We start from the raw sequence: 12,208 nt of genomic DNA on the forward strand, positions 1-12,208 counted from the left end.
GTACCGCCCCCGTGGTGCACGCCCCCACTCCCACCGACGAACCGCTGGGCATCCCCGCGCTGCTCATCGCGAGCTTCCCGCTGGACACCAGCCGCCGCCACCCGGCCCCCGGCCCGCTCACCGACTTCCTGACCGCCCGCGCCGCCGAGGCGTACGCCGAGCTGCTCGCCGACTGGCGGCCCGTCACCACCGGCGCCGTCGACCTCGTGCCCGGCCCGCTCGGCAAGGGCGTGCTGGACGGGGCGATCCGAGCCGCGATCCTGGAGCTGCTGCCCCGGGTGGCGTTCCTGCTGCCCGCCGCCCCGTCCGAGGAGCTGACCGCGCTGCGCCCCTTCGAGGCGGAGGTCGTCGAGGGCGCGGGCGCCGACACCGTACGGGTGCTGGCCGAGGTGCTGCCGACGCTGCTGCCCGCCGGTCTGGAGCGGCGGGCCGAGCTGCGCGCCCTCGGGGTGGCGCGGTTGCCGCTGGGCGACGCGATCGACCGGCTGGCCGGCGTGGAGCGCACCCCCGAGTGGTGGGGGCGGCTGTACGAGACGCTGGCCGGGGTGGACCCGGACCGGCTGACCGGGCTGCCGGTGCCGCTGGCCGGCGGGCGCACCGCCACCGGACCCCGCCATGTGCTCCTCCCGCTCGCCGACACCCCCGCCGACCTGGGCCGGCTCGGCCTGAAGGTGGCCCACCCGGACGCCGCCCACCCGGTGCTGGAGAAGCTCGGCGCGCTGCCCGCCACCCCCCGCGCGGTGCTCACCACCCCGCAGGTGCGGGCCGCGGTGGCCGCCTCGCTGGACGCGGAGGACGTCTGGGACGAGGACGGAACCGGGACGCCGGGCGCCGAAGAGCTGGCGGACATCGTCCTCGCCCTCGTCCGGGACGCGGGCCTGGAACCGGGCGACGAGCCGTGGCTCGGCGCGCTCGCCCTGCCCGACGAGGACGGCGAGCTGGCCCCCGCCGCCGAACTGGTCCTGCCCGGCAGCGACTTCGCCGCCGTGATGCGCGTGGGCGAGGCCCCCCTCTGCGACGCCGAGCTGGCCGAACGCTGGGGCGAGGGCCCGCTGGCCGCCTGCGGGGTGCTCGCCGGCTTCGCCCTGGTCCGCGCTGCCGACGTCGTCCTCGACCCGGACGAACTGGAGCCCCGGGAGAGCGACTTCCCCGAGCCGGACGACGCCGGGCTGCTGGACTCGGTGGACGTGTGGTGCGAGGACGTGCTGGACCGGCTGCCGGAGTCCCCGGTGCCGCCGGTGGCCACCGAGATCACCGCCGTACGGGATCTGGAGCTGGTCGACGACGACGCGTGGCCGCGGGCGCTGGCGCTGCTGGCCCGGCCTCCGCTGCGGGACGCGCTCACCCAGCCGCTGCGGGTGCTGCTGCCCGACGGCACCACCGAGACCGTCCGCTCGTACACCGCCTGGTGGCTGCGCGGCCACCCGGTGCTGGACGGCCGCCGCCCCGCCGGCCTGCGCGCCGCCGGGGCGGACCCGCTCCTGGAAGGGCTCTACGACGCGGCCGACACCACCGGCTTCACCGACACCGAGGTGCTGCGCGCCCTCGGCGTCCGCACCTCGGCGGCGGCCCTCCTCGAAGAGCCCGGCGGCGCGGCCGAGCTGCTGTCCCGCCTCGCCGACCCCGACCGCCCGGTCACCGCCGCCCAGTTGCACGCCCTGTACACCCTGCTCGCCGACCTGGACCCGGAGCAGGTGACCCTGCCCGACGAGCTACGGGCCGTGGTGGACGGCGAGGTCCGGGTGGTGGCGGCGGCCGACGCCCTGGTCGCCGACGCCCCCGACCTGCTCCCGCTGGCCGCCGGCCTGCCGCTCCTCCCGGTCGCCCCCGGCCGCGCCGCCGACCTGGCCGACCTGCTCCAGGTAGGCCGCCTCGCCGAGGAGATCGCCGTCGACGCGCCCGCCGGCGGCGAGGAGCACCCCGTCCCGGACGCGGTACGCCGCCTGCTGGGCCACACCGTGCCCGCCGCCTACGTGGAGCACGAGGAGCTGCTCGTCGGCGGGGCCGAGCTGGACTGGCGCCGCACGGCCGACGGCACGGTGCACGCCGCCACCCTGGAGGGCGTCGCCGCCGGCCTGGCCTGGTCCGCCGGCCAGTGGCCCCGCCGCTTCGAGGTCGCCGCCCTCCTGGAGGACCCCTCCCGCACCGACGAACTGGAACGCGACCGCTGGTTCGACTGACCCGCCCCGCGGGACCCGGCCGCCCGCCGGAAACGGCGGGTTCACCGGCGCCGACGCTCGTATGCTTGCCGTGAGCCGCACACCGAGGCCGCGCGGGTCGGCCCCGTGGCTTTCCGGTCGCAAGAGGAGGGCGAAGTCCATGAGCGTCGCACTCGACCACACCGGCCCCTGGACCGTCGCCGATGTTCTCGCGCTCCCCGAGGACCGCACCACCCGCTACGAACTTCTGGGGGAGTCGCTCGTGATGTCCCCGGCGCCGGGAATCCGGCACCAGCGCGCCTCGCTGCGGCTCGCCATGGCCCTGCACGCGGCGGCCCGGGCCGCGAAGGCACCGGTCGAGGTGCTGGAGGCGATCAACGTCATCCTGCCCTCGGGCCTCGTGGTCCCGGATCTGGTGGTCGCCGACGCCGGCGCCACCGCCGAGGACGGCGTCAGCGTGGACGCCGACGGAGTCCAGCTCGTCATCGAACTCGTCTCGCCCGGCAACCGCACCGTCGACCGCAAGTTCAAGCCGATGCTCTACGCGGAGGCCGCCATCCCGCACTTCTGGCGGGTCGATTTCGACCCCGCCTGCATGCTCGTCGCCTACGGCCTCGACGGCGGTCGGTACATCGAGCGCACCACGGCGCTCCCGGGCACGACCACCCGCCTCGACGCCCCCTTCCTCTTCGAGATCGACCCGGGCGGCCTGGCGCGGCAATAGGCGCCGCAGGTGAAGCAAGGCCCGGAGACGGGTGCGGGGAGGGCCCGGCTCTCCCCCACGGTCGTCTCCGGGGGCCGCTCACACCGGGAAGCGGCGCTCCACCCAGCGCCAGGCCACCTCCACCAGCAGCCCGCCGGCCGCCGCGACGCCCACCGCCGTCCACGGCATCACCGTGCCCACCAGCCTCAGCGCGAAGAAGTCCTGGAGCCAGGGCACCGCCAGCACCACCAGGAACGCCCCGCCCATCGCCAGCACCAGGGCGATCCGCCACCAGGTGTAGGGGCGCGCGATGATCGCCAGCACCCAGATGGAGACCAGGAAGAGCGTCAGGGTCGCCGCGCTGGTCTCCGCGCCGAGCGCGTCCGGGCCGGTGTAGTGGGCGCGCGCCAACTGGTAGGTGAGGAAGGTCGCCGCGGCGGCGACGATCCCGCTCGGCACCGCGTACCGCATCACCCGCTTCACGAACTGCGGCTTCGCCCGCTCCTTGTTGGGGGCGAGCGCCAGGAAGAACGCGGGCACGCCGATGGTGAGCGTGGAGAGCAGGGTGAGGTGGCGGGGGAGGAAGGGGTACTCGATGCCGGTGATGACGACGAGGACCGCCAGCAGCACCGAGTAGACCGTCTTGGTGAGGAAGAGCGTGGCGACCCGGGTGATGTTGCCGATCACCCGGCGGCCCTCGGCCACCACGTACGGCAGCGTCGCGAAACTGTTGTTCAGCAGCACGATCTGGGCGACCGCCTTCGTCGCCTCCGACCCCGAGCCCATCGAGACGCCGATGTCCGCGTCCTTCAGGGCCAGCACGTCGTTCACCCCGTCGCCGGTCATCGCGACCGTGTGGCCCTTGGACTGGAGCGCGGCCACCATCGAGCGCTTCTGCTGCGGGGTGACCCGGCCGAAGACGGTCGCCTCGTCCAGCCGGGCCGCCATCTCCTCCCGCTCGGCGGGCAGCTTGCGCGCGTCCACGGTGTCCTCGGCCCCGGCCAGCCCCAGCTTCCCGGCGACCGCGCCGACCGAGACCGCGTTGTCGCCGGAGATGACCTTGGCGGCCACCCGCTGGTCGGCGAAGTAGGCGAGCGTGTCGGAGGCGTCCGGCCGCAGCCGCTGCTCCAGCACCACCAGCGCCGCCGCCTCCGCCCGCTCGGCGATCCCGGGCGCGTCCAGCTCGCCGTCCACCCGGGCCAGCAGCAGCACCCGCAGCCCCTTCTCGTTCAGCTCGTCGGTCTGGGCCAGCACCGGGTCGCCGTCCGGGAGGAGCACGTCCGGCGCGCCCAGCAGCCAGGCGCTGGACTCGCCGTCGCTCTCGCTGAACGCCGCGCCGCTGTACTTGCGGGCCGAGGAGAACGGCAGCGCCTGCGTGCACCGCCACTCCTCGCCGTCCGGGTAGGCGTCGATGATCGCCTGGAGGGAGGCGTTCGGCCGCGGGTCGGACTCGCCGAGCGCCCCCAGCACGGTCCGCACGTACGCCTCGTCGGCGCCGCCCAGCGTGCGCAGCTCGGTGACGTCCATGCCGCCCTCGGTGAGGGTGCCGGTCTTGTCCAGGCAGACCACGTCCACCCGGGCCAGCCCCTCGATCGCGGGCAGCTCCTGCACCAGGCACTGCCGCCGCCCCAGCCGCACCACCCCGATGGCGAACGCCACCGAGGTCAGCAGCACCAGCCCCTCCGGGATCATCGGCACGATCCCGCCGACGGTGCGGGCGATCGAGCCGCGCAGGTCGGACTCCTTGACCACCAGCTGGCTGAGGATGAGGCCGATCGCGGTCGGGACCATCATCCAGGTGACGTACTTGAGGATGGTGGAGATCCCGGAGCGCAGCTCGGAGTGGACCAGAGTGAAGCGGGACGCCTCCTCGGCCAGTTGCGCCGCGTACGCCTCCCGGCCGACCTTGGTGGCGGTGAACGCCCCGCCGCCGGCCACCACGAAGCTGCCGGACATCACCTGGTCGCCGGGGTGCTTGACCACCGGGTCCGCCTCGCCGGTCAGCAGCGACTCGTCGACCTCCAGGCTCTCGGACTCCGCCACCTCCCCGTCCACCACGATCTTGTCGCCGGGGCCCAGCTCCACGCAGTCCCCGAGCACGATCTCCGAGACCGGCACCTCGGTGGCGGTCCCGTCCCGGCGGACCTTCGGCTTCGCCTCGCCGATCACCGCGAGACCGTCCAGGGTCTTCTTGGCGCGCAGCTCCTGGATGATGCCGATCCCGGTGTTGGCGATGATCACGAAGCCGAACAGGCTGTCCTGGATCGGCGCGACGACCAGCATGATCACCCAGAGCACGCCGATGATCGCGTTGAAGCGGGTGAAGACGTTGGCGCGGACGATGTCGGCGGTGGAGCGCGAACTGCGCACCGGTACGTCGTTGACCTCGCCCCGGGCCACCCGCTCGGCCACCTCGGCCGAGCTGAGCCCGCCGGGCCGGTGCTCCACCGCGCCGTCGGAAGTCCGTGTCGTGCTCGCTTCCGAGCCCACCCGCTGCGTCATGCCTCCGACGGTACGGGGACGGGAGCGCCCGCACCCGTCGGATCGCGCCATGATCCGACCCGTGGAGGAGTGAAATGGTCCGCGAGTCGTACAGGGACCCCCGAGGGCTCTCGGGGATCGGGACCCGTCCGCGCGCTCAGTGCGCGCCGTCGGGCTCCCCGGCCTGGTCCGCCGCGCGGGCTTCGGCGTGCCGCCGGATCGCGGCGTCACGCCCCCGCACGTACCAGATGCCGATCAGCCCGAGCCCGGCTCCGGCCAGGCAGGTCCACACCCACCAGGTCAGGTCGCGGTCCTCGAACCAGCCGTAGAAGGGAACCTGCGCCAGGAACAGCACGAACCACAGCAGGGTGCCGCCGATGATGGTCGGCACCACGGGCCCTTCCAGGGGCTCGGGCGCCTCGTGCCGGGGGGTCCACTTCGCCATGGACCCGAGTCTATGCGCCGTCCGGACGGGTGTCCGCCGGGCTCGGAGCCCCGTCCTGGACGGCGTCTACGCGCGGAGATAGCGATCTTCCCCTGATCTGTTCATACTGAAACGGCTTGCGTCTGGCCGGTTTCCGTCGTGCGAACGTACGAAAGTGACCGCTCGCACCCGCTATCTGCCCCGGCGCCGCCAGCCGCATCCCCCGCTTTCCCCGCCCTTGTCCTTCCCTGTCTCCGTACACGAGGTTCCCGCATGCCCTCCTCGGCCACCGCGCCGGCGGACGCCGACGGCCAGCCGCCGACGCCCCCGCAGCCGACCGGCGGTCTCGACCGCTACTTCCGGATCTCCGAGCGCGGCTCCACGGTCGCCCGCGAGGTACGCGGCGGACTCGCGACCTTCTTCGCGATGGCCTACATCGTCGTGCTGAACCCGATCATCCTCGGCAGCGCCAAGGACATGTACGGCCACCAGCTCGACGGCGGCCAACTGGTCACCGCCACCGTGCTGACGGCGGCCTTCTCCACCCTCCTGATGGGCGTCATCGGCAACGTGCCGATCGCGCTCGCCGCCGGCCTCGGCGTCAACACTGTCGTCGCCCTCCAGCTCGCCCCCCGGATGTCCTGGCCGGACGCCATGGGCATGGTCGTGCTGGCCGGCGTGGTGGTGATGCTGCTGGTGGCGACCGGCCTGCGCGAGCGGGTGATGAACGCCGTGCCGTCCGGGCTGCGCAAGGGCATCGCCATCGGCATCGGCCTGTTCATCATGCTGATCGGCCTGGTGGACTCCGGCTTCGTCTCCCGGATGCCGGACGCCGTCCAGACCACCGTCCCGCTCCGGTTGGGCGTGGACGGCCACCTCGACGGCTGGCCGGTGCTGGTCTTCGCGCTGGGCGCGCTGCTCACCCTCGCCCTGCTGATCCGCAAGGTGCCGGGCGCGATCCTGATCTCGATCGTCGTCATGACGGCCCTGGCCATGGTGATCGACGCCGTCGCCGACGTCCCGTCCTGGGGCCTGACCACGCCGCAGTGGCCCGGCAACCCGGTGGCCTCGCCGGACTTCGGGCTGGTCGGGCAGGTCAGCCTGTTCGGCGGCTTCGGCAAGGTCGGGCTGCTCACCGGCTGCCTGTTCGTCTTCACGGTGCTGCTGTCCTGCTTCTTCGACGCGATGGGCACCATCCTCGGCGTCGGCGACGAGGCCGAGCTGATGGACGCCAAGGGCAACTTCCCCGGCATCAACAAGGTCCTGCTGATCGACGGCGTGGCGGTCGCCTCCGGCGGCGCCACCTCCTCCTCGGCCACCACCTGCTTCGTGGAGTCCACGGCCGGCGTCGGCGAGGGGGCCAGGACCGGTCTGGCCTCGGTCGTCACCGGCGCGCTGTTCTCGGTGGCGCTCTTCCTCACCCCGCTGGCCACCATGGTCCCCTCCCAGGCGGCCACCCCCGCGCTGCTGGCAGTCGGCTTCCTGATCCTGGCCGGATCGATCCGGGACATCGACTGGAGCGACTTCACCATCGCGGTGCCGGCGTTCCTGGCCATGGTGATGATGCCGTTCACCTACTCGATCACCAACGGCATCGGCATCGGCTTCATCGCCTTCAGCGTGCTGCGGCTGGCCGCCGGGCGCGGCCGCGAGGTGCCGGCGGCGATGTACGCGGTGTCCGCGGTGTTCGTCTTCTACTACGCGATGCCGGCGCTGGGCCTGACGTAGCGGCCCCGGCGGTACGGGTACGGGGGCGGGCGCCGGTGATGGGGCCCGCCCCCGTACGTGTGCCCTCAGGAGCCTCCGTAGAAGCGCTCCGTCTCGTCGACGGCCGCCTCGAAGCGGGCGTCGAAGTCGTCCTTCACCAGTGCCCGGACCACGTAGTCCTGGACGCTCATCCCGCTGCGCGCGGCGCGCCGCCGGACCCGGTCGAGCAGCTCCCCGTCCATCCGCAGGCTGAGCACGGTCGATTCCACGGTCGATTCCACAGCCGGTCGCACGGTCGATTCCATGCAGTCAGGTTGACCGTTCAAGCGTCCGTGCGGCGTCACTTTCCAGCCTGTCGTCACTCGTTCGGGTGATCTCCGCCACCCTCGCTTGCGTACCGCCCTTCCCGGTAGTCCTTAGCATGGGTAATGAGTTACGCTAAGAAACATGCCCGCCCTGGCTCACAGTGAGCCCACCGACCCCACCAGCCCCACGGACGCCGCTCCCGACTCCGCCGTCGCGGACTTCGCCGCGATCAACTCGCTGCGGTCGGCCGTGATGCGGCTGGGCCGCCGGCTGAAGCACCAGCGGGTCGACGAGTCGCTGAGCCCGACCGAGATGTCGGTGCTCGGCACCCTCGCCCGCTGCGGTTCGGCCACCCCCGGTGAGCTGGCCCGCAAGGAGCACGTGCAGCCGCCGTCGATGACCCGCATCGTCGCCCTGCTGGAGTCCAAGGGCCTGGTCCGACTGGAGCCGCATCCGGAGGACCGGCGGCAGAAGGTGGTCAGCCAGACCGAGACCGCCGAGGCCATGCTCGAGGAGTCCCGCCGCAAGCGGAACGCCTGGCTGGCCGACCTCGCCGAGGGCCTGGACGAGGACGAGTGGGCCAAGCTGCGCGCGGCCGCGCCCGTACTGGAGAAACTCGCGCACCTGTAGGACGCACGACACGAAGGAGGCGAACCTGTTGAGTTCGGGACCCGGAGCAGACTCCGCACCCGCACACAACCTTCCCGACGACGACCGCACCGGCCCCGCGCGGGGGCGCGGCACCTTCGCCTCCCTCCGGGTGCGCAACTACCGCCTCTTCTTCTCCGGCGCCATCGTCTCCAACACGGGGACGTGGATGGCCCGGATCACCCAGGACTGGCTGGTCCTGAGCCTCACCGGCTCCTCCGCCGCCGTCGGCGTCACCACGGCCCTGCAATTCCTGCCGATGCTGCTGTTCGGCCTGTACGGCGGGGTGCTCGTCGACCGCTACCCCAAGCGCAGGCTGCTCATGGCGAGCCAGGGCGCCCTCGGCCTGTGCGGCCTCGCGCTCGCCGTGCTCACGCTCTCCGGCCACGTCCAGGTCTGGCACGTCTACCTGGTCGCCTTCCTGCTCGGCATGGTCACCGTGGTCGACAACCCGGCCCGGCAGTCCTTCGTGTCCGAGATGGTCGGCAAGGAGCAGCTCGCCAACGCCGTCAGCCTCAACTCGGCGAACTTCCAGTCCGCCCGGCTGGTCGGCCCCGCCGTCGCCGGCGTGCTGATCGCCTCCATCGGCAGCGGCTGGGCGTTCCTGGTCAACGGCCTGTCCTTCCTCGCCCCGCTGGCCGCGCTCACCCTGATGCGCCCCGCCGAGCTGCACAAGGTCGAGCGCGCGCCGCGCGCCCGCGGCCAGTTGCGCGAGGGGTTGCGGTACGTCGCCGGGCGGCCCGAACTGATCTGGCCGATCACCCTGGCCGGCTTCGTCGGCACCTTCGGCTTCAACTTCCCGATCTGGCTGACCGCGTTCGCCGACGAGGTCTACCACGTCGGCCCCGGCACCTACGGCTTCCTCAACACCCTGATGGCGATCGGCTCGCTGGTCGGCGCCCTGCTGGCGGCCCGCCGCGGCGGCTCCCGGCTGCGGATGCTGGTCGGCGCGGCGATGCTGTTCGGCGCGCTGGAGATCGCCGCCGCGTTCTCGCCCACCTTCTGGCTCTTCGCCCTGCTCCTGGTCCCCATCGGCATGATCGGCCTGACCGTCAACGTCACCGCCAACTCCACCGTCCAGATGGCCACCGACCCGGTCATGCGCGGCCGGGTGCTGAGCCTCTACATGATGGTGTTCGTCGGCGGCACCCCGGTGGGCGCGCCGCTGGTCGGCTGGCTCACCGACACCTACGGCGCGCGGATCGGCTTCGCCGCCGGCGGCGCGGTCTGCCTGGCCGCCGCCGCGGTGATCGGCCTGGTGCTGGCCCGCGCGGGCGGCCTGCGTCTGAAGTTCGAGCTGCGCCGGGGCCACCCGCACGTCCACCTGGTGCCGCGCGACCGCCTCACCACCGCCGCGTGAGCGCCGCCGCCGGCCCCTCGCGTCGTACGCCGCGACCGTCCCTGGACGCCACCATCGCGGCGTACGACGAGGTCGCGGCGCGCTACGCCGAGCTGTTCCGCGACAGCCTGGCCGGGCAGGTCCTGGACCGCGCCGCCTTCACCGCCTTCGCCGAGCTGGTGCGGTCATCCGGCCCCGGCCCCGGGCCCGTCGCCGAGGCGGGCTGCGGCCCCGGGCACGTCACCGCGCACCTGCGCGACCTCGGCCTGGACGCCTTCGGCGTGGACCTCTCCCCGGCGATGATCGCCATCGCCCGCCGGACCCACCCCGGCATCCGCTTCGACCTCGGCCCGATGGACGCGCTCGACGCCCCCGCCGGCACGCTGGGCGGCATCGTCGCCTGGTACTCGCTCATCCACCTCCCCCCGGACGAGCTGCCCCGCCACCTCGCCGCCTTCCACCGCGCCCTGCGCCCCGGCGGCTGCCTCCTCCTCGGCTTCTTCGCGTCCGACGCCGAGAACGGTCCGGTGACCGGGTTCGACCACAAGGTCGCCCCGGCCCACCGCTGGCCCGTCGACGCCCTGGCCGCCCTCGCCACCGCGACCGGCTTCACCGAGGCCGGCCGCCTCCGCCGCCCGCCCGACGACGGCGAGCGCTTCCCCCAGGCCCGGCTGCTGCTGCGGCGCACCGCCTGACCGTCCGGCGGCGGAGCCAGTCGGGTGGAACATCCGGAAGCGGGCGGCCCAACGGAGCAGCGGGCCGTGTCACGTGGGTGACTTCCGGTGGCGCGTGTCGACGATTCGTGCATGCGACATCACACCCAGCGACTCTCTCGGCGGTTGTCCGCGCTGACCTCGCGCGCGGGGGCCTTCGGAGCGGCCTGCGCGGTGCTGGCCACGGCACTCCCCGTGCTCACGCTGGCGGTGGGTGCGGCGCCCGCCGCCGCGGCGCCGCTGCCCGGCGGGCTCGGCCCCTGCGTACCGGGCGACTGCCCCGACCCGTTCCCCGGGATCAACAACGGCCCGATCGCCGGCCGGGACGACGGGATCAACATCTTCGTCGGCGACGACTTCCTGGTGCGCGGGCGGGCCGCCGAGGCCGAGGGCCGGGTGGTCGTGCTCGACGACTTCGACCAGGACAAGGACCCCGCCGCGGGCGGCCTGTACAACCTCGGGATCGTCGGGGTCGGCTCGCGCGTGGCGCCGCCCGTGGACGCCGACTTCCTGACCACCGGCGGGAACGTGGCGATCGCCGCCGGAGAGCGGCTGGACACCACCGGCGGCCTCGCCGACGAGATCGGCCGGGTCCGGTACGCGGGGAACCTCACCGGCACCGTCACCGGCCAGACGGTCCAGGACGACGACGCCGCGGCGCCGTACACCGCCCTGCGCGACCAGCTCACCTCCGCCAGCCAGTGCTACGCCCGGGTCGGCGGCCGGCCGCGCACCCCCACCGGCACCGCCGTCAACCAGGGCTCGCAGACCCTGTTCACCGGCGACGGCGCCTCCGCCCTCCAGGTCTTCAACGTCGACTTCGACCTCGTCGGGGGCGGCGGAGGCCAGCAGGGCGTCGTCTTCGCGAACATCCCCGCCGGCGCCACCATCCTGGTCAACGTCTTCGGTGCGACCCGCACGGTGCGCACCTACAGCGGCGGCATCGACGACGCCACCGACCCGCTCAACGCCTACCGCGAGCGCCTGCTGTGGAACTTCCCCGACGCCACGACGGTCGGCCTGCGCGGCACCGGCCAGTTCCAGGGCAGCTTCCTGATGGGCGAGCAGTCCTCGACCACCACCGTCACCCTGCCCGGCATCAGCGGGCGCTTCTTCACCACCGGCTCCCTCACCCACACCAGCGAGGCGTCCGGGGGCGGCGGCCAGGAGCTGCACGCCTACCCCTTCGACGGCGACCTGCCCGACTGCGGCGGCACCCCGCAGCCGGTCACCGGTGAGGTGCGGGTGCTGAAGACCGACGCCGCGACCGGCGAGCCGCTGGCCGGCGCCCGGTTCGAGCTGTGGCGGGAGAGCAACGGCGTCCCCGGTCTCCAGACCAGCGCGGTCGCCGGCGACACCCGCGTCTCCACCTGCACCACCCCGGCCGGCGGCGTCTGCTCCGCCACCACGACCACCGGCTCGTACTACTGGCGCGAGACCGCCGCGCCCGACGGCTACCAGCTCCCCGACCCGAACGTCTTCGGGCCGGTCACCCTCACCGAGGACAACGCCGGCACCGGTGTGCAGGTCGAGGCCGCCAACTCCGGCACGCCCCTCCCGCCGGTCACGGGCGAGGTGCGGGTGCTGAAGACCGACGCCGCGACCGGCGACCCGCTGGAGGGCGCCGAGTTCGAGCTGTGGCGGGAGACCAACGGCGTCCCCGGTCTCCAGACCGGGCCGGCCGGCGGCGACACCCGCGTCTCCACCTGCACCACCCCGGCCGGCGGC

Annotated in this window: 10 protein-coding genes; 7 read left to right on the plus strand and 3 right to left on the minus strand. The window is 73.6% G+C overall.

Features of this window, described 5'->3' with window-relative positions:
• Both C6N75_RS02840 and C6N75_RS02845 read left to right on the plus strand, forming a co-directional pair.
• The coding region (locus C6N75_RS02840; protein WP_105867237.1) for a molecular chaperone Hsp90 at positions 1-2,180 on the plus strand (2,180 nt) is incomplete at its 5' end.
• A gap of 139 nt (positions 2,181-2,319) precedes the next feature.
• Positions 2,320-2,883 carry a Uma2 family endonuclease gene (locus C6N75_RS02845; protein WP_105867238.1) on the plus strand — a complete coding sequence of 188 codons (564 nt, stop codon included), beginning with the start codon at positions 2,320-2,322 and terminating at the stop codon, positions 2,881-2,883.
• A 78-nt stretch (positions 2,884-2,961) separates the two neighbouring features.
• On the opposite strand, the gene C6N75_RS02850 is transcribed toward C6N75_RS02845, so the two are convergent.
• Entirely contained in the window at positions 2,962-5,364 is a 2,403-nt protein-coding gene (locus C6N75_RS02850; RefSeq protein WP_105867239.1) for a cation-translocating P-type ATPase, read from the minus strand.
• A gap of 136 nt (positions 5,365-5,500) precedes the next feature.
• Positions 5,501-5,788 (minus strand): DUF2530 domain-containing protein, encoded by a 288-nt coding sequence (locus C6N75_RS02855; protein ID WP_105867240.1) that lies wholly within the window; start codon positions 5,786-5,788, stop codon positions 5,501-5,503.
• 252 nt (positions 5,789-6,040) lie between these two features.
• Here C6N75_RS02855 and C6N75_RS02860 point away from each other — a divergent pair, with 252 nt between their 5' ends.
• Positions 6,041-7,495, plus strand: coding sequence for an NCS2 family permease (locus C6N75_RS02860; protein ID WP_105867241.1), 1,455 nt, complete (start codon positions 6,041-6,043; stop codon positions 7,493-7,495).
• A 65-nt stretch (positions 7,496-7,560) separates the two neighbouring features.
• Here the strand turns inward: C6N75_RS02860 and C6N75_RS02865 are convergent, their stop codons facing one another.
• Positions 7,561-7,779 carry a hypothetical protein gene (locus C6N75_RS02865; protein ID WP_258177188.1) on the minus strand — a complete coding sequence of 73 codons (219 nt, stop codon included), beginning with the start codon at positions 7,777-7,779 and terminating at the stop codon, positions 7,561-7,563.
• A 253-nt stretch (positions 7,780-8,032) separates the two neighbouring features.
• Between C6N75_RS02865 and C6N75_RS02870 the strand changes: the two genes are divergently transcribed.
• The 4 genes from C6N75_RS02870 to C6N75_RS02885 all read left to right on the plus strand — a co-directional run.
• Positions 8,033-8,410: a MarR family winged helix-turn-helix transcriptional regulator gene (locus C6N75_RS02870; protein ID WP_258177189.1), complete on the plus strand. Its 378-nt coding sequence runs from the start codon at positions 8,033-8,035 to the stop codon at positions 8,408-8,410.
• 28 nt (positions 8,411-8,438) lie between these two features.
• Positions 8,439-9,788 carry an MFS transporter gene (locus C6N75_RS02875; RefSeq protein WP_105867242.1) on the plus strand — a complete coding sequence of 450 codons (1,350 nt, stop codon included), beginning with the start codon at positions 8,439-8,441 and terminating at the stop codon, positions 9,786-9,788.
• Positions 9,785-10,462, plus strand: a complete 678-nt coding sequence (locus C6N75_RS02880) for a class I SAM-dependent DNA methyltransferase (protein WP_181160305.1) — start codon at positions 9,785-9,787, stop codon at positions 10,460-10,462. The genes C6N75_RS02875 and C6N75_RS02880 overlap by 4 nt, the downstream gene beginning before the upstream one ends.
• Before the next feature lie 111 nt (positions 10,463-10,573).
• A partial coding sequence (locus C6N75_RS02885) for a choice-of-anchor A family protein (RefSeq protein WP_146132466.1) occupies positions 10,574-12,208 on the plus strand: 1,635 nt, incomplete at its 3' end.

Source organism: Streptomyces solincola, assembly GCF_002982015.1.
Taxonomy (GTDB): domain Bacteria; phylum Actinomycetota; class Actinomycetes; order Streptomycetales; family Streptomycetaceae; genus Streptomyces; species Streptomyces solincola.

Bases quoted from the DNA above. Each gene is read 5' to 3' on its own strand.
- C6N75_RS02865 (WP_258177188.1), bottom strand. From the start codon at position 7,779: ATGGAATCGACCGTGCGACCGGCTGTGGAATCGACCGTGGAATCGACC.
- C6N75_RS02870 (WP_258177189.1), top strand. From the start codon at position 8,033: ATGCGGCTGGGCCGCCGGCTGAAGCACCAGCGGGTCGACGAGTCGCTG.
- C6N75_RS02845 (WP_105867238.1), top strand. From the start codon at position 2,320: ATGAGCGTCGCACTCGACCACACCGGCCCCTGGACCGTCGCCGATGTT.
- C6N75_RS02850 (WP_105867239.1), bottom strand. From the start codon at position 5,364: ATGACGCAGCGGGTGGGCTCGGAAGCGAGCACGACACGGACTTCCGAC.
- C6N75_RS02855 (WP_105867240.1), bottom strand. From the start codon at position 5,788: ATGGCGAAGTGGACCCCCCGGCACGAGGCGCCCGAGCCCCTGGAAGGG.
- C6N75_RS02860 (WP_105867241.1), top strand. From the start codon at position 6,041: ATGCCCTCCTCGGCCACCGCGCCGGCGGACGCCGACGGCCAGCCGCCG.